We start from the raw sequence: 17656 nt of genomic DNA, 5'->3' as shown, positions 1-17656 counted from the left end.
GCTGGCGAGCTCGATATCCTGAAACATCTGATCCTGCCCTGCTGCAGCGCCGCCAATATATTCTTGTTGGGGCGATTATAGCGAGCAAGCAAACGGGACCGCGCCCGTTACACCGGAGGTGTCGAGCGAGCGTGGCGGGGATGCCACAAGCCTAGTAAATCTCTGCAGCAGCCGCCCGCACGGCGCCCAGCAGCAACTCGGCGCCCGGAGACAGCAGATGATCCTGCTGCCGGATGATGCCAAACGCATCCATCTTGCAGGGCAAATCGATCGGCAAGATCCGCATCACGTTCAGCGACGCATAATATTGCGCGACTTCCTGCGGCATCACGTGCAATGCGTCGGTTTGCTGCAACAGCGCGGTGACCAGCAACAGCGCTGTCGTATCGACGACGTTCACCGGCGGCTGCAGACCGGCGCGCAGGAACATCATGTCGAAGCGATGGCGCAGGATGCTGCCCGGTGGCGGCAGAATCCAGGGCCGCCCGACCAGTTCCTCGAGCGTCAGGTTCTTACTCTCCAACAAAGGATGATCGGGTCGCACGACCGCGCAGGCCGGCTCTTCGGTCAGTTCTTCGTAGATCAGCCCGGTGGAATCTTCTTTCTCGAGGATGCGCCCGATCATGAAGTCGAGCGTGCCATGCTTGAGCTTATCGAGCAGCACATTGCTCGACTCAAGCTGCACACCGATGCGCAGCAGCGGCGCCTGCTCCTTGATGCGGGCAATGGCGCGCGGCAGCAGCGCCATTGCCGGCGTCATGATCACGCCTACCTCGACCTGGCCCGCCAGGCCGGCCTTGAGCGCGACGATGTCGTCGTGCGCCAGCGCCAGGCTGGTCAGGGCCATGCGGGCGTGGCGGATCATCGTTTCGCCGTAGATGGTCGGCTCCATCCCGCGCGGCAGCCGTTCGAACAGGCGCACGTCGAGCATCTCTTCCAGATCCTTGACCTGTTTCGATGCCGCCGGCTGCGTCATGTGCAGTTCTTCGGCCGCCCGGTGAATGTTGCGGTAATCATCCAGCGCAATCAGCAGCAGCAACTGGCGCGTTTTCAGGCGCGCCTTCAAGAACCAGTTGGGGTTGGTCGTCTCCATCAGATCACGTGCAGCCCGGCGATGGATTGGCGGCAGGGCCGGCGGTCGTTTGCGCGACCGGCAGGATCTTGCCGTCCGGCGCGTAGTGCAACTCCTCGACCGCGACCGAGCGGCGGAATTCGCCCCCCGTGGGCAGCTTGCCGTTATGGTAGAAGATGTACGACTTGCCGTTGAAGTCGACGATTGCCTGGTGGATGGTCTTCACATTCGTGTTCTTTTCCATGATGACGCCATCCATCGACCACGGCCCATGCACGCCCGGACCGCGCATGGCCACGGTTTCTTCGGGAAAGTGGCGCGAGTAGGTCAGATAATACGTGCCCTTGTGCTTGTGCACATAGGCCGCCTCAACGAAATTGTCCAGGCCGGTGGTCTGGATCGGGCCGTCAAACTCGATCATGTTCGGCTTGAGTTTTACATACTTCATGACCGTATTGCCCCAATACAGGTAAGCCTGGCCATCGTCGTCGATGAACACGGCCGGGTCGATATCATCCCACAGGATCTGCGTCTGCTTCGTCATGTCGTTCGTCACGAGGGCCCGGCCCAGTGCATCGACGAACGGGCCGGTCGGGCTGTCCGACACAGCCACGCCGATCGCCTTGCCGGGAATCGTCGCATGGTCGACCGTCGAATAGAAATAATACTTGTCGCCGCGCCGGACGATGTCCGAGGCCCAGGCATCGCGCCCGGCCCATTTGAAGGTGGAATAACGCAGCGGCGAGCCGTGGTCCGTCCAGCGCTGCATGTCGCAGCTCGAGTAGACGCGCCATTCGTTCATGACGTAATCCTTGCCGCCCGCCGGTGCGTCATCCTTGCCGACGTACAGGTACACGCGGCCCTTGTCGACCAGCGCGGCCGGGTCGGCCGTGAAGATGTCCCGGACGATCGGGTTGGCGGCTTGCGCGCAGGCGCTCGCGCACAGCAGCGCGGCGAACATGGTGTGTTTCATGGTGTCTCCTTCTTTTATTTTCTTCCGAATGCCATCACGCGCTGGACGACGCAGAACACGAACAGCAGGCCGCCGATCACGATCCTCGTCCACCACGAACTGAGCGTACCGTCGAAGGCGATCAGCGTCTGGATCGTGCCCAGCACCAGCACGCCCGACAGCGCGCCGGCCACGTAGCCGTAGCCGCCCGTGAGCAGCGTGCCGCCGATGACGACGGCGGCGATGGCATCGAGTTCGGTACCCTGCGCATGCAGTCCGTAGCCGGACAGCATGTAGAACGCGAACAGCACGCCGGCCAGTGCGGCGCAGAAGCTGCTCAGGGCATACACGAGCACCTTGGTGCGTCCGACCGCCAGTCCCATCATCGCGGCCGAGGTTTCATTGCCGCCGATCGCATACACGGCGCGGCCAAAGCCGCTGTAGTGCGCGAGCCAGATGGCCAGGCCCAGCATGCCCAGCGCGATCAGTGCGCCGGGCGACAGGAAGCCGCCGAAAAACGGCAGCTGGGTTTGCGACATCGCCACGAACAGCGGATCGTCGATCGTGATCGACTCGATGCTGATCAGGTAGCACAGGCCGCGCGCGAGGAACATGCCGGCCAGCGTGACGATGAACGGCTGCAGCCGGAAGTAATGGATGATCGCCCCCATGCCCGCGCCAAAGCCGGCGCCGAGCAGCAGCACAAACGCGATCACCGCCAGCGGTGGCCAGTGCGCCACCTGCAGCAGCCAGGCCGCGATCATCGTCGCCAGCGCCAGCACGGCGCCTACCGACAGGTCGATCCCGCCGGACAGGATCACGAAGCCCATGCCGATCGCGATCACGAGCAAAAACGCATTGTCGATCAGGAGATTGAGCAGCACTTGCAGCGACAGGAAGCCGTCGTACAGCGCGCCGCCGACGAGCAGCATCGCCACCAGCAGCGCCACCGTGACCAGGGATGTGAAGGACGGGGCCTTCGCAATCAGGCGGACATTCATGCGCGCCTCCGCTGCCACAACTGCCTGAACTGGTCTGACTGCGAGATACAGACCAGGAACACGACAACCGACTTGACGACCATATTGACCTCGGGCGGCACGCCCAGCGAATAGATGGTGTAGGTGAGCGTCTGGATGATCAGCGCCCCGACGAGCGAACCGGCCAGGCTGAACTTGCCGCCCGCGAGCGACGTGCCGCCCAGCGTGACGGCCAGGATGGCATCGAGTTCGAGCATCAGGCCGGCGTTGTTGGCGTCCGCGCTCTTCACGTTGGAACTGATCAACAGCCCCGCCATGCCGGCGCAGGTGGCCGCGAACACGTAGACGAACACGATCAGCGCCGCCGTGCGGATACCGGCCAGGCGCGCCGCCACCGGGTTGATGCCCACCGCCTGGATGAACAGCCCCAGCGCCGTGTGGCGCAGCAGCAGCGCCGTGACGCCGAACACCACGGCCACGACAAACAGCGCGAACGGCAAGCCGAACAGATACCCGCTGCCCAGGAAAAAGTACGGCTGGTAGTAGACTGTGACGATCTGGCCATCGGTGAGCAACTGGGCCAGGCCGCGCCCCGCCACCATCAGGATCAGCGTCGCGACGATCGGCTGCAGGCCCAGGCCGGCGACGAGCGCGCCATTCCACAGGCCGCACAGCAGCGCTGCGCCGAGGGCGGCGGCAATCGCCACCAGCATCGGCGTGTCGGCCAGATACACCGGCACGCCATCCTGCATCACCATCGTGCCGCCAATCAGCATCGAGGCGACGGTGCCGGACAGCGCGACCACGGCGCCGACCGAGATGTCGATGCCGCGCGTGGCAATCACCAGCGTCATGCCGATCGCCGCCAGCATCAGGGGCGCCGCGCGGTTGACGATGTCGACCAGCGCGCCATACAGGTGGCCGTCACGGACCTCAAGGTGAAAGAAGCCGGGAATCAGCAGGAAGTCGATCAGCAGCAGCACGGCCAGCGCGGCCAGGGGCCGGAACAGGCGGTGCGCCAGCATGCGCGATGCCAAAGGCGCCCGCGCGGGCGGCTGCAGCGCCGGGATGTCGTTGACGGCCATCACGCGCCCTCCCCGGCAATCACGTGCAGCACCGTGCTGTCGTCGAGTTCACCGCGCCGGTACTCGCCGCAGGCCTTGCGGTCGCGCATGACGACAATGCGGTCGCTCACGCGCAGCACTTCCGGCAGTTCGGACGAAATGAACAGGATCGACATGCCCTTGCGGCACAGGCTCGTGACGTAATCCATGATCTCCTGCTTGGCGCGCACGTCGATGCCGCGCGTCGGTTCGTCGAGGATCATCAGGCTTGGTTCGGTGGCCAGCCAGCGCGCCAGCAGCACCTTTTGCTGGTTGCCGCCCGAGAGCGTGCCGATGGGCGTCTCGATGCTGGCCGTCTTGATCCCCAGTTGCTGCACATAGTGATCGGCCAGCGCCTGCTGGCGGCGCAGCGGAATCGCGCGCAGCAGGCCCTGGCGCGCCTGCAGGGCCAGGATCAGGTTTTCGCGCACCGACAGGTCGAGGATCGCGCCTTCGTGCTTGCGGTCTTCGGAGCAGAACCCGATTCCGTGCGCAATGGCATCGCGTGGCGTGGCAAGGGCGCGCGCGCGGCCCTTGATCTCGATCGCGCCGCTGTCGATCCGGTCGGCGCCGAACAGCATGCGCGCGGTTTCGGTGCGGCCGGACCCCAGCAAGCCGGCAAGGCCCAACAGCTCGCCCTTGCGCAGCACCAGGTCCAGCGGCGCAAGCACGCCGCGCCGGGCGGCGCCGCGCGTGCGCAGGACAATCTCGCCCGCCACGGCGCTGGGCGCCTGCGCCGCCTGCTGGCCGGTGGCAGGCAGCGCCTGGGCATCGGGCGCAGCACCGATCATCTTGTTGACCAGCGCCAGGCGCGACAAGTCGCCGCACAGGTATTCGCCTTCCCGCTCGCCGTTGCGCATCACGGTGATGCGGTCCGAGATCGCGTAGGTCTGCTCCAGGAAGTGCGTCACGAACAGGATCGCCATGCCCTGCTCGCGCAGCGCGCGCAGGTTGGAAAACAGCAGCTGGACTTCGGCTTCGTCGAGGCTCGATGTGGGTTCGTCCAGGATCAGCACCCGCGCCGAAATGCTCAGCGCGCGCGCAATGGCCACCATCTGCTGGACCGCCAGCGGGAAGCTGGCCAGCGGCTGGCGCACGTCGATGTGCACCTGCAGGCGCGTCAACAGTGCCTGCGCCTGCTGCCGCATCTGGCGCCAGTCGATCATGCCCCAGCGCCGCGGGTAGCGGCCGATGAAGATGTTCTCGGCGACCGACAGGTTCGGGCACAGGTTCACTTCCTGGTACACGGTGCTGATGCCCAGGTCCTGCGCGTCCTGCGTCGAGCGCGGCGCGATCGCTTCGCCAGCGAACACGATGCTGCCGCGATCGGGCTGGTAGACCCCCGTGAGCACCTTGATCAGCGTGGACTTGCCCGCGCCGTTCTGGCCCATCAGCGTGTGGACTTCGCCCGGATACAGGCGCAGGCCCGCATCCGACAGCGCGCGCACGCCGGGAAACTGCTTGTGGATGCCGGTCACTTCCAGGACCGGCACCTGCGTTGTCGTGGGAAGCATGGCCGCCTCAATAGCGACGGTTCGGGAATTCCTTCGCGGCCACTTCAGCCGGGAACACGCCCTCGTTCACCACGATGCGTTTGGGGACCGGTTTGCCCGCCTTGACCGCCAGCGCGGCCTGCATCAGCTGGGGACCGAGCAGCGGGTTGCATTCGACCGTCACGTTCAGCTTGCCCTGCAACATGGCCTCGAATGCGCCGCGCACGCCATCGATCGAGATCACGAGGATGTCCTTGCCGGGCTTGATGCCAGCTTCCTCGATCGCCTGGATGGCACCGATGGCCATGTCGTCGTTATGCGCATACAGGACGGTGATGTTCTTGCCCTCGGACTTGAGAAACGCTTCCATCACTTCCTTGCCCTTGGTGCGGGTAAAGTCGCCGGTTTGCGAACGCAGCATCTTCAGGCGCGGCTCACCCTTGATCACTTCAGCGAAGCCTGCCTTGCGGTCAATCGCCGGTGCCGAGCCGACGGTCCCTTGCAGCTCGACGATATTGTAGGCGCGCCCCGGGTTCTTCTTCGCGTGCTCGACCAGCCAGCGGGCGGCGCGGCGGCCCTCTTCCACGAAGTCGGAACCGAGCAGCGTCACGTACAGCGAGGGGTCGGCCACTTTCACGCCGCGGTCGGTGAGGATGACGGGGATCTTCGCGGCCTTGGCTTCCCGCAGCACGGTGTCCCAGCCCGATTCGACGACGGGCGAGAACGCGATGATGTCGACGCGCTGGGCAATGAACGAGCGGATGGCCTTGACCTGGTTTTCCTGACGCTGCTGGGCGTCGGCGAATTTCATGACGACGCCGGCCTTCTTGGCGGCGTCCTTGATCGAGGTGGTGTTGGCGGTGCGCCATTCGCTCTCGGCGCCGACCTGCGAAAAGCCGATGGTGAGAGGCTTGGCGGCGAGTGCCGGGTGGGTTGCTGCAAAAGTGGCGGCCGTGGCTACGCCCAGGAACTTCCTGCGGGTGAATCGCATCACTTGTCTCCGATATTGTTGTTCTGCAATCGTAGGACAAAGCGTGATACTGATCCAATCAATTTTTTGCGCCGAGTGATACTTTTTCTGGTATCCAGCGTGATGCGGCAGAAGGCTACCGCATCACGCTGGTCTTACTGGCTATCAGACGTAGGCGGAACTCATGTTGAGCAGTCCGTTCACACCACGCGGGAAGAAGCCGCCCATCGTGACTGATTCCTTGGTCAGATACACGATATTGAGCACGTCGCCCGGCGTGCGGCTGAACGCAATGCCATCCTTATCGAGCGGCACGATGTTCGACACGGTGCTGTCGGTGGCATTCACGATGCCCTGATCGACATCGGTCGAACCGTCGAGACTGTCGCGCGCATTCGAGATCGCCGTGGCTGCGGTGCGCAGCGTCGGCGCCGTCAAGCCTTTCGTGTACAACACGGTGCGCACGATACCGGCGTGGTACGCCTCGGCCGCCAGGATACCGGCTGCCGCCTCCAGGAACGTCTTGTTCGTGATGAGGGGCGAGGCGCCCTTGTACGCGGTCACGCCGACGTCCTCGAAGATGAACGCGCCGAGCAGGAAGTTTTCATCGCTGGCATACGGGTCGAAGGCGACGCCCGGGCCCACCAGGCCGGCCGCGCGGGCAGCGTTCGAGAACGCGCCGTTCGGATCGGTGCCGCCGATGTCGATGGCCGGCTGGGCAACCGCCGCCGAACCGAGCGCTGCGCGCAGGAAGCCCACGTGGGCGATTTCATCCTGCGCGATTTCCTTGGCGTATTGCGCGACCAGCGGATCCTTGAATGCGACTGCGCGGCCACCCGTCACGGCGCCCTGCGTGCCCGTGCCACCTGTCAGGCTCGCAGCCAGGCCGGTGCCGAACACCGCGTACGAATAGAACTGCGCTTCGAGGTACTCGAGGTTCAGCGCGAAGTTGAGGATGTCGATGTCGGTCGGCTGCGCGGCCTGCGCAATCGCGTCCTTGACCGAGCCGCCGCAGGCGGACAGGAAGGTGCCGCCTACCATACCGACGCTGATCCCTCCCACGTTCTTGAAGAACGAGCGGCGCTTTTCCAGCTTTTCCTTGCGTGATTCGAGCAGTGCCAATGTCACATTCGTGTCTGTCATGGTGTGTCTCCGGTTGATGCGATCAAGTAAATGGGCTGGCGTCTGCTCAGGTATTTCAGTCAGGAAACCTGACTGCCACCGCTGATGCAGCGCGTATAGCTTGTACTGACGCACGATTGAATCGGTTTCAACTATTTCAAAAAAACTATTCAACCAGGGTGTCGGCCATCCGTGCGGGCGCTGGCGGGACGATATGATATTGTCAATATCACCGGATTTTTCACTCACACAACTTCCAAGGATGGCAGTGCCAGATACCCTTCATCCCGATCCCGAACAGCTGGCAACATGGCTGCACGGCACAGCACAAGGTGACGCGGCAGCCTTTCGCGCGTTGTATGACACGATTTCCCCGAAACTGTTTGGCTACGCGCTACGTATATTAGGCAAGCGCGAACTGGCTGAAGAAGCACTGCAAGATGGATTCGTGGCAATCTGGAACGGCGCCGCCGGTTGCCAGCGCCACCTGGCCGCGCCCATGACCTGGATGACGACGATCGTGCGCAACAAATCGCTCGACCTGCTGCGCCGCTGTGCCCACGATCTCGACATCGACGGCCCTGTCTTCGATGCCGAGATCATGGCGGCCCTGCAGGACCCGCGCGCCACGCCGATCGACGCGCTGCTCATCAGCCATGATGCGAAGGCGCTGGCCTACTGCATGTCGTTGCTCGAAGGCGCGCACCGGCAAGTCGTTGGCCTGGCCTTCTTCCACGACCTGTCGCACAGCGAAGTGGCGCAGCAGATGGCGATACCGATTGGTACCGTCAAGACCTGGATCCGCCGCAGCCTGGAGCGGCTCAAGACGTGCCTGGTTAAAGGCGAACGAGCATGAATATCAGCAACAACCCGCAACTGTGCGACAAGCTGGCGGCCGAATATGTCCTCGGCACGCTCAGGGGCGGCGCGCGCCGGCGTTTCGAACGCTATCTGCGTGACGACGCGGTCCTGCGGCGCCTGACGGCCGAATGGCAGGAGCGCCTGATGCCGATGGCCGAATTCTCGGGTGCGCAGACACCGCGTGCCCAGGTATGGCGCGCGATCGAGCGCCGTCTGGGCCTGGGCCAGGCTCAACAACGTGCGCACGCGGCCTGGCAGTTCTGGCGCACCGAGTCGCTGACGTTCTGGCGTTCGCTGAGCCTGGCATCACTGGCCGCGACCTTGCTGATGGTGGGCATACTGCGCTCGACGCTGGTGGAGGCCCCGCAGGTCGATCTGGTCGCCACGCTAATCGATGACAAGGCCCGCACGGCGTTGCTGCTGACCGCCGACAGCGAGCGTCGCGTGTTCACGGCGCGCCTGGTCGAGAACGCACCGGTCGCCGCCGACAAATCGCTGCAGCTGTGGGCCGTTCCGAAGGAAGGCGCACCCCGCTCGCTCGGCGTGATCCCGCCGGAAGGCGCGATCGAGCTGCCGCTGACCGGCGGCGCCATCGGCGACGACATCGCCACGCTGGCCGTCTCGCTCGAACCGCGCGGCGGTTCGCCCGGCGCCGGTGGACCGACTGGACCGATTCTGTACAAGGGCAACTGGGTGCGGATGCTGTAGCGGCGCCTGGCGTCAACGTCAGCGCAGCAGCCGCAGTCCGTACAGCCCGCCGGCCACCGAATCGGCCTGCGCGACAAAGCGCACGTTCAGCAGACCTTGCGCGGGGTCGCGCAGTGCGGCCGGAATCGGATAGTCGACGGTGTAGAAATCCCCGGCCGCGTCGCCGGTCAGCATGACGTTGGCCAGCAAATGCCCATTGACCAGGATCGTGAAGCGCCGCCCCGCATCGGCTTTCGCATATGTCAGCCGCAGCACGGCGGCTTGCTGCTTCGGATCTTTCAGCTCGTAGCTGAACCACTTCGACGCATGGCGCCAGTGGCGTCCGTTACTGACACCGGCGTCGATGCCCTCGCCCTTGAAGAAATGGTCGGACTCCGGTTGCTGCTCGCCCGGCGCGACCTGGTCGACCGTGCGCGCATCGAGCGCCAGGCGCTCTGCCTCGCCCGCTGCATTGGCCGCCTGCTGCGCCTTCAGCCCCACCGGCGTCGCGTGCTGCCAGTACATCGTATAGCGCGACTCGTGCAGGCGGAAGAACGGCACGAACTCGGTGGCCGGTCCGTCCGCACCATGTACCAGCCCCGGCGCGGTGAACGTCAGCGGCTTGCCGGCCACCGGCTTGAACCTGCGGATGAAGTCCACCGAATCGCTGACAAACATCGGCGCCGATTCCATCGGGCAGACCGGGCCGGATGCGATGTGCCCCATGCGCGCGTCGTCGGCGAGGTACTGCAGCCGCTCGTCGCCCGGCATCCGTGTCCTGGCTGCCAGCACCACCGGTCCGTGCAGCACGGCGTAATAGTTCGACTTGTCCGGCAGCTGCTCCAGGTGCGTGGTCATCGGCAGACGCACGTCGATCCGGTCGCCGCTGCGCCAGCTGCGCGTAAGCGCCACGTAGCCGCCCGGCCGTGCATCAAGCTTGACCGCCCTGCCATTGACCTGCACCGTCATGCGCCCCGGTGCCACCCATCCCGGATAGCGGATCTTGACCGTGAACGTGTTCGAGCCGGGTGTGGCGCGGTCGATCGTCAGGCGCGTCGTCTCGGCATCCGGGAAGCGGGTCGCCTGCGTCAGCCGGACACCCTGCGCTTTCCAGTCGAGGGTCGAGGCCATGAACAGGTTGACGAACAAGGTGTCCTTCTCGTGCGCGTAGATGAATTCACCGTACTTGGCGTGGCTTTCGATGCCCGAGCCCACGCAGCACCACATGCCCTGGTCGGGCTGCGAATACACGCGATAGTGATTGGGCCGCAGCGGCGTGAAATACACGAACCCGCCCTGCGGGCGCTGCGATGACAGGATATGGTTGTACAGCGCGCGCTCGTAATAGTCGCCGTACGCGCCCTTCTGCTCGGCCGCGAACAGCATCTGCGTCAGCTTGAGCATATTGTAGGTATTGCAGGTCTCCGGTCCTTCGACGTCATGCACCATCGGCGCGAAGTCGTCCCGGCTGTGGAAATGCTCCTTGACGCTGTTGCCGCCGATCGCCACCGAGCGCTTCTCCACCACCGTCTGCCAGAAGAACCTGGCCGCGTCGCCCATGTCCTTGCGCCCGGTCGCATCATGGATGCGCTGAAAGCCAATCACTTTCGGGATCTGCGTATTGGCATGCAGGCCGGTGAGCTGGTCATCCTGCCGCGCCAGCGGCTGCAGGATCGCCTGGTGCGAAAAGCGCAGTGCGAGGTCGAGATACTTCCGGTCGCCGGTGATCTCGGCGACATCGACGAAGATCTCGTTCATGCCGCCATGCTCGCTGCGCAGCATCGCCTGCATCTGTTCCGGCGACAGGCGCGCGGTCAAGGCCAGCGCCCAGTCGGACAGCGCGACGAGCATGGCGCGGGCATCGGCATTGCCGCCATAGCGGTAGGCATCGCGCAGGCCTGCATAGACCTTGTGCAGGTTGTACCACGGCACCCACTTGCCGTTGACCGAGAAGCCATCGGCTTCGAGCTTGCCGGCCGCGACATCGCGCCAGGCCTGGCGGCCACCCGGGATGCCGCCGAGGTAGCCGTCGCCATTGGCGTGCTGCGCCCGTTGCAGCTCGGCGACCATGTAATTCAGGCGGCGCAGCGTTTCCGCGTCGCCGGTCGACGCGTACATCAGCGCCAGCGCCGACAGGTAATGCCCGCCCATGTGGCCATCCAGGCCTGAGGATTCCCAGTTGCCGTAGCCTGGCTTGCGCGGTGCCAGGCCGGCCTCGCGCAGGAACGGCGCGAGCAGGCGGTCCGGCTCCATCGCCATCAGGTAGTTCAGGTTGGTGGTCTGGGCGTCGAGGAACGGCCCTGCGCCCAGGCGCACGTCGGCCAGCGGGAACGGTGCGGCCGCCTGCGCCAGCGTACCCGCTCCCAGCAGCAGCCATGCCAGGAGGCGAAGCTTCATGGCTGCAGCGCGCTCTGGTAGCGATTCAGGTCCTTCTGATCGAGCACCGGCCAGCCATCGCGGTCCCAGCCCATGTCCAGCACCTTGAGCTTTTGCTTGAAGCGGTCGGCGGTCTCGTAGGCGTGCAGCACCATGTAGTCCTTGCCGTCAAACGTGTAGGCGCTGTTGTGGCCCAGGCCACGCCAGTCGCTGTCGCCCGCGATCACGAGCGTGCCGCCGCCCCTGGCCATGTCGACGCCGTTACGGTCGAGGTAGGGCCCGGTGATCGTTTTCGCGCGGCCCACCACCACCTTGTACGTGCTGTCCTTGCCCTTGCAGCACAGGTCCCACGATGCGAACAGGTAGTACCAGCCGTTCTTCGGAAAGATGAATGGCGCCTCGATCTGCGCCGGCCCGGCTTCGTCGTCCGGCGTGAAGGCCGGCCGTTCGCGGCGCGCGATCGTGTGCCATTCCTGCGGCTCGGCCAGCCTGGTGCGGCTGGCGTCGAGCTTCACCAGTTTCAGGCCGCCCCAGAACGAGCCGAACGACATCCACGGCGTGCCTTTGGCGTCGTCGATCACCTGCGCGTCGATGGCGTTCCACAGGTCGCGCCCCGGCACCGATTGCACGACCGGGCCCTGGTCTTCCCACTTGTAGGCGGGCGAGCGCGGGTCGAGCGTCGTGTTGACGGTCACGCCGATGGCCGAGGTGTTCTTGCCGAAGCCCGACACCGAGTAGTACAGGTAGTACTTGCCGTCATGGTGATAGATGTCGGGCGCCCAGATATGGCCATCAAAGGTCGGCGCGGCCCGTGTCGCCCAGGCCGGGCCCTCCTTGAAGACGCGGCCTTCCGGCTTCCACGTCGTCAGGTCGGTCGAACTGTAGAACGTGATGCCGGGGCCGGTGCTGAACAGGTAGTAGCGCCCGCCCTGCTTCGCCATGACCGGGTCGTGCACGCCGACCTGCGCGGCACTGGCGCCGCCGGCGGCGCTGGCCGCGCCGGCCGCACTGGCGATCACCAGCGCCGCCCACACGAGGTGTGCGGCCCGCATTTACGCCTCGACCGCGAAGACCATCACGGCCTTGGCCGGGACCTTGATCGTCAGCTTGCCATCCTGCGCCCTGGCGCTGAACGGCGCCGGCTTGATCGCCTGCGGCTTCTCGAACGTGTTGTGCGCATCCATGGCGTCGGCCGTGAGCACCTGGCCTGCAACGCCACCGACCGTCAGCCCCGCCACATTGAGCGTGACATCGCTGGCGCGCGTCGGGTGCGTGTTGACCAGCGCGATATACACCTTGCCATCCTTGGCGCGCGCCGCCGTGGCGCTGATGCCCGGCACACCCTTGCCATTGCTCGAATAGGCCACGTCATTGTCGACCGCCACCGGCAGCGACGTCGCATCCTGGAACGGGATGTACATCTTGTACGCGTGGTAGGTTGGCGTCAGCAGCATCTTCTCCTTGTCGGTGATGATCATCGCCTGCAGCACGTTGACCATCTGCGCGATATTCGTCATGCGGACACGCTCGGCGTGGGCATGGAAGATGTTGAAGTTCAGCGCCGCCACGACCGCGTCGCGCAGGGTGTTACGCTGGAACAGGAAGCCCGGATTGGTGCCCGGTTCGACGTCGTACCAGGTGCCCCATTCGTCGACGTAGAACCCGATTTTCTTCTCGGGGTCGTTCTTGTCGAGGATGGCGACGTTCTGCTTGATGTGCTGGTCCATGCGCAGCGTTTGCTGCATGGTCGAGAACCATTCCGATTCCGGGAAGCCCGTGGCGGCGCCCTTCTTTTCCCATACGCCGGTCGGCAGCGTGTAGTAGTGGAAGCTGATGCCGTCGGTGCCGCGCGCGGCTTCCTTGCTCAGCACCTCGGTCCATCTGGTGTCGTTGTCGTTGCCACCGCTGGCGATCATTTTCGGGCGTGCATCCGGTGGCGTTTTCAGGAACGTCGCGTAGTGGTTGTACAGGTTGGCATAGTATTCCGGCTTCATGTTGCCGCCGCAGCCCCAGGCTTCGTTGCCGATGCCGAAATAAGCCACCTTGTACGGCGCCTTGCGGCCGTTCTTGCGGCGCAGCTCGGCCAGGGACGACTTGGTGTCCGACGTCATGTACTCGAGCCACTCGGCCATCTCCTGCGGCGTGCCGGAACCCAGGTTGCCGTTGATGTAGGCTTCCGTGCCCAGGATCTCGACCAGATCGAAGAATTCATGCGTACCCACGGCGTTGTCCTCAGCCACGCCGCCCCAGTGCGTGTTGACCTTGACCGGGCGCTTGTTGCGCGCGCCGATGCCGTCGCGCCAGTGGTATTCGTCGGCGAAGCAGCCGCCCGGCCAGCGCACCAGCGGGACCTTCAATTCCTTCAGGGCGCCGACGACGTCATTGCGCCAGCCGCGGGTATTCGGGATGGAGGAGTTCTGGCCAACCCACAGGCCGCCGTAGATGCCGGTACCAAGGTGCTCGGCAAACTGGCCATACACGTTCTTGTTGATGACGGGGCCTGGCTTGCCGGTGTCGACCGACACGCTGACCTGGGCAAAGGCAGGCATGGCGGCCAGACCGCATGCGAGGATGAGGGGTTTGAGTGCTTTCAACATTGTCTCCATTGGTTTTGCCTGCTTTTTTTTGCAGGCTTGATTTACTTATCACTACCGCGATGTGACGGCCGGCGCATCTCAGGTCCAGCCGGCATCCACAACGAAATCCTGCGCCGTGCACATCTGGCTATCGTCGGCGCCCAGGAACAGCACCATGCGCGCGACATCCTCCGGCATCAGCTTGCCCGGCAGGCACTGCGCTTTCTTGATCTCGGCTTCGGCCGCGTCGTCCACCCACAAGTCGATCTGGCGCTGCGTCATGACCCAGCCGGGCGTGACGGTGTTGACCCGCACGCCGAACGGTCCCAGGTCACGCGCCAGGCTGCGCGTCAGGCCGATCACGGCGGACTTTGTAGTCGCATACACCGGATAGCCGGCGCCTTTGGCATGCCAGGACATCGAACTGAAATTGATGATCGAGCCGCCGCCCTTCTTTTTCATGCCCGGCAAGACCGCCTGGCAGGTAAAGAACATCGGGCGCTGGTTGATGGCGATGCGCTCGTTCCAGTAATCGAGCGAGACGTCCTGGATATCGTGGCGCTGGTCGTTCGCCGCATTGTTGACGAGCACCTCGAAGTCGCCCAGCTGCGCGGCCAGTTCAGCCATCGTGCGCTGCAGCGCAGGGATGTCGGTAATGTCGCAGTGCCGATAATGCGGCGCGCGGTGGCCGGCACCGGCCAGCTGCGCGCACAGCGCTTCGCTGGCGTCGCGCGCGATGTCCACGAACGCGACGATGGCGCCCTGCGCCACGAACGCTTCCACGATCGCCGCACCGATGCCGGTGCCGCCGCCCGTCACAAACACCCGCCTGTCCCTCAGGCTCGGGTAGTTCGCCATGTGTTGCATGCTTGTCTCCATCTTGTTGTTGTCTGCCCGCTCACTCTTTGGTGAGCGCGCCATCCCGGCGCCGCCAGGCGCCCAGCGGGTTACCATCCTGCAGGACCTCCGGCAGCAGTGCGGCCGGCAGGTTCTGGTAGCAGACCGGCCGCAGGAAGCGGCTGATCGCGCCCGTTCCCACCGAGGTGCTGCGGCCGTCGGCCGTCGACGGGAACGGCCCGCCATGCACCATCGCCGTCGACACCTCGACGCCGGTAGGATACCCGTTGGCCAGGATCCGCCCGACCTTGCGCTCCAGCGTCGGCAGCAGCGCTCTGGCGGCGGCGATGTCGCCCGCGTCGAGCTGCAGCGTGGCGGTCAGCTGGCCCTCGATGGCCTCGGCCACGTCGCGCATCTTGCCCGCATCCTTGCAGACCACCAGCACCGAGGCGGGGCCGAACACTTCGTCGTGCAGCTCGGTGCGCGCAAGGAATTCGTCGGCCGTCGTGCGAAACAACGCCGCGCCGCCCTTGCCTTCTTCGTGCGCCAGGCGTGCGAGCGTCGTGATCGCGTCGTTGCCGGCCAGCGCCTCGACGCCCTTGCGGTAGCTGTCTGCAATGCCCTGGTTGAGCATCACGGCGCTGCCGGACGCCGCCAGGGCGTCGCTTGCGACCTTGGTAAACGCATCCAGGCCCGGCCCGTCGACCGCCAGCACCAGCCCGGGATTGGTGCAGAACTGGCCGACGCCCATGGTCAGCGACGCAGCGAAGCCCTTGCCGATCTCCTCGCCCCGGTTGGCCAGCGCCTCGGGCAGCAGGAATACCGGATTGATCGAGCTCATTTCGGCATACACGGGAATCGGCTGCCTGCGCGCGGCCGCCACCGCCATCAGGGCCAGGCCGCCCGAGCGCGAGCCGGTAAAGCCCACGGCCTGGATCGCCGGGTGCGCCACCAGGCGCTGGCCAATGCCGTTGCCGGTTCCGCTCAACAGCGCGAACACGCCGGCCGGCAAGCCACATTGCGCGACGGCGCGGGCGACTGCGCGGCCTACGAGCTCCGACGTGCCCGGGTGGGCCGAGTGGGCCTTGAGCACGACCGGACAACCGGCCGCAAACGCGGACGCCGTATCGCCACCGGCGACCGAGAACGCAAGCGGGAAATTACTGGCGGCGAACACGGCCACCGGGCCGACGCCGATCAGGCGCATGCGCAGGTCGGGCCGGGGCGGGACGCGCTCGGGCAGCGCCGTGTCCAGGCGCGCATCGTTCCATGACCCTTCGCGCAGCAGCGTGGCAAACAGGCGCAGCTGACCCACGGTGCGCATGCGCTCACCTTCCAGGCGCACGCGCGGCAGGCCGGTTTCCAGCATCGCACGCTCGATCAGCGCGTCGCCGAGGGCCAGGACCTGCTCGGCCACGGTCTCGAGAAACTGCGCACGGGCCGCGTCGCCCGTCGCGCGAAACGCGTCGAAGGCGTCGCCGGCCAGCGTGCAGGCGCGGTCGATCTGCTCGGGCGTGACCATGTGGAAGGCCGGCTCGATGTGCTCGCGCTGGCCTGGCGCCCAGGCCTGGAACGCGCCCGCGCCGCCGCGCTCCGCAAGGCCGTTGATGATGGCGTCGCCGGTGATGTTCATAAGGCGGTCACTTTCGTGTAAGGGGTGGCTTGCACCGCGAGGCGGTTGCGCAGCGCCGGGCCGAAGGTGGGCGAAGCGACTTCGAAGGTTTCCCCTTCGCTGACCTGGACGCCGTCGGCAAAGCTCAGCGTGGCGGTGCCGAAGAAATGGATGTGGACGTCGCCGGCGCGCTTGAACAAGCCGTACTTGAAGTGGTGGTGCTCGAGGTTCTCGAGCGTGTGCGACATGTTCTGTTCACCGCTGACGAAGTGCTTTTCCCAGCGCACCTGGCCATCCGCGCCAATGATGCGCGAGACGCCCGCGACGTGCGCCGGCAGTTCGCCCACCAGCAGCGCCGGCCCCAGACCGCAGTTGCGCAGCTTGGAATGCGCAAGGTACAGGTAGTTCTGGCGCTCGGTCACGTGGTCGGAGAACTCGTTGCCGATGGCATAACCGAGGCGGTACGGGTGCCCGTCATCACCGATCAGGTACAGGCCGGCAATCTCCGGCTCTTCGCCGCCATCGAGCGAGAAGGCCGGCATCTCGAGGTTCTGGCCGGTGGCGCGCACGATCGAGCCGTCGCCCTTGTAGAACCATTCCGGCTGCACGCCGGCCGTGCCGGTCGCCGGCTTGCCGCCTTCGACGCCCATGCGGAACATCTTCATGCTGTCGCTGAGCGCGGCGATATCGCCGCCGATCTTCTGGTGCATGGCGTCGCGTGCATCGGCGCTGCCCAGGTGGGTCAGGCCGGTGCCGGTCACGTAGCAGTGGGCAGCGTCCGGGTGGTCGAGCGGTGGCAGGATGCGGCCGGCCTGCGCGGTGGCGTCATAGTCGACGTGCTGCGCACCGGCAGCGCCCTCGGCAAGCTGGGCCAGGCTTTGGCCGGCGCGGATCGCAGCGCGTGCGAGCTCCAGGGTGGTGGTGTAGCCATCGATGACGCGGATAGTGGCGCCGGTCAGGATGCCGACCCGGCGCTCCTGCGCGTCGGTCAGAAATTGGATGAGCAGCATGCTCT

15 protein-coding genes are annotated in these 17656 nt (G+C 65.4%); 2 read left to right on the top strand and 13 right to left on the bottom strand.

The genetic code is table 11. The features are described from left to right. Positions 1-151: 151 nt before the first annotated feature. The 7 genes from AC56LW_RS08650 to AC56LW_RS08620 form a co-directional block, all read right to left on the bottom strand. Positions 152-1093, bottom strand: coding sequence for a LysR family transcriptional regulator (locus AC56LW_RS08650; RefSeq protein ID WP_183549798.1), 942 nt, complete (start codon positions 1091-1093; stop codon positions 152-154). A 4-nt stretch (positions 1094-1097) separates the two neighbouring features. Further along, positions 1098-2045 (bottom strand): glycoside hydrolase family 43 protein, encoded by a 948-nt coding sequence (locus tag AC56LW_RS08645; protein WP_499633503.1) that lies wholly within the window; start codon positions 2043-2045, stop codon positions 1098-1100. Between the two features lie 14 nt (positions 2046-2059). After that, positions 2060-3025, bottom strand: a complete 966-nt coding sequence (gene yjfF / locus AC56LW_RS08640; RefSeq protein ID WP_499633501.1) for a galactofuranose ABC transporter, permease protein YjfF — start codon at positions 3023-3025, stop codon at positions 2060-2062. Continuing rightward, a complete protein-coding gene (locus tag AC56LW_RS08635) occupies positions 3022-4029 on the bottom strand; it encodes an ABC transporter permease (RefSeq protein ID WP_332530431.1) in 1008 nt (335 codons plus the stop codon). The genes yjfF and AC56LW_RS08635 overlap by 4 nt, the downstream gene beginning before the upstream one ends. 59 nt (positions 4030-4088) lie before the next feature. Next, positions 4089-5621 (bottom strand): sugar ABC transporter ATP-binding protein, encoded by a 1533-nt coding sequence (locus tag AC56LW_RS08630; protein ID WP_499633499.1) that lies wholly within the window; start codon positions 5619-5621, stop codon positions 4089-4091. Positions 5622-5628: 7 nt separating this feature from the next. Beyond that, positions 5629-6591 (bottom strand): ABC transporter substrate-binding protein, encoded by a 963-nt coding sequence (locus AC56LW_RS08625; protein WP_499633497.1) that lies wholly within the window; start codon positions 6589-6591, stop codon positions 5629-5631. Between the two features lie 144 nt (positions 6592-6735). Continuing rightward, complete coding sequence (locus AC56LW_RS08620; RefSeq protein WP_183549775.1) at positions 6736-7713, bottom strand: ferritin-like domain-containing protein; 978 nt, start codon at positions 7711-7713, stop codon at positions 6736-6738. Between the two features lie 241 nt (positions 7714-7954). Between AC56LW_RS08620 and AC56LW_RS08615 the strand changes: the two genes are divergently transcribed. After that, positions 7955-8548 carry a sigma-70 family RNA polymerase sigma factor gene (locus tag AC56LW_RS08615; protein WP_499633495.1) on the top strand — a complete coding sequence of 198 codons (594 nt, stop codon included), beginning with the start codon at positions 7955-7957 and terminating at the stop codon, positions 8546-8548. Next, complete coding sequence (locus tag AC56LW_RS08610; RefSeq protein ID WP_499633493.1) at positions 8545-9261, top strand: anti-sigma factor; 717 nt, start codon at positions 8545-8547, stop codon at positions 9259-9261. The genes AC56LW_RS08615 and AC56LW_RS08610 overlap by 4 nt, the downstream gene beginning before the upstream one ends. 18 nt (positions 9262-9279) lie before the next feature. Here AC56LW_RS08610 and AC56LW_RS08605 read toward each other — a convergent pair whose 3' ends face one another. The 6 genes from AC56LW_RS08605 to araD1 form a co-directional block, all read right to left on the bottom strand. Then, entirely contained in the window at positions 9280-11637 is a 2358-nt protein-coding gene (locus tag AC56LW_RS08605) for a beta-L-arabinofuranosidase domain-containing protein (RefSeq protein ID WP_499633491.1), read from the bottom strand. Continuing rightward, a complete protein-coding gene (locus tag AC56LW_RS08600; RefSeq protein ID WP_499633489.1) occupies positions 11634-12668 on the bottom strand; it encodes an arabinan endo-1,5-alpha-L-arabinosidase in 1035 nt (344 codons plus the stop codon). Before AC56LW_RS08600 ends, AC56LW_RS08605 begins: the two co-directional genes overlap by 4 nt. Beyond that, the gene (locus tag AC56LW_RS08595; RefSeq protein WP_499633488.1) at positions 12669-14213 is read right to left on the bottom strand and encodes an alpha-N-arabinofuranosidase; all 1545 of its coding nucleotides are present in this window, start codon (positions 14211-14213) and stop codon (positions 12669-12671) included. Positions 14214-14291: 78 nt separating this feature from the next. Next, positions 14292-15059 (bottom strand): SDR family NAD(P)-dependent oxidoreductase, encoded by a 768-nt coding sequence (locus tag AC56LW_RS08590; protein WP_499633486.1) that lies wholly within the window; start codon positions 15057-15059, stop codon positions 14292-14294. Positions 15060-15090: 31 nt separating this feature from the next. Beyond that, positions 15091-16662 (bottom strand): aldehyde dehydrogenase (NADP(+)), encoded by a 1572-nt coding sequence (locus tag AC56LW_RS08585; protein WP_499633484.1) that lies wholly within the window; start codon positions 16660-16662, stop codon positions 15091-15093. After that, entirely contained in the window at positions 16659-17651 is a 993-nt protein-coding gene (gene araD1 / locus AC56LW_RS08580; RefSeq protein WP_499633482.1) for an AraD1 family protein, read from the bottom strand. Before araD1 ends, AC56LW_RS08585 begins: the two co-directional genes overlap by 4 nt. Positions 17652-17656: the final 5 nt, after the last annotated feature.

It is taken from the genome of Telluria sp. LT2P80, assembly GCF_059685955.1.
This window is presented reverse-complemented; position numbering and strand designations above follow the sequence as displayed.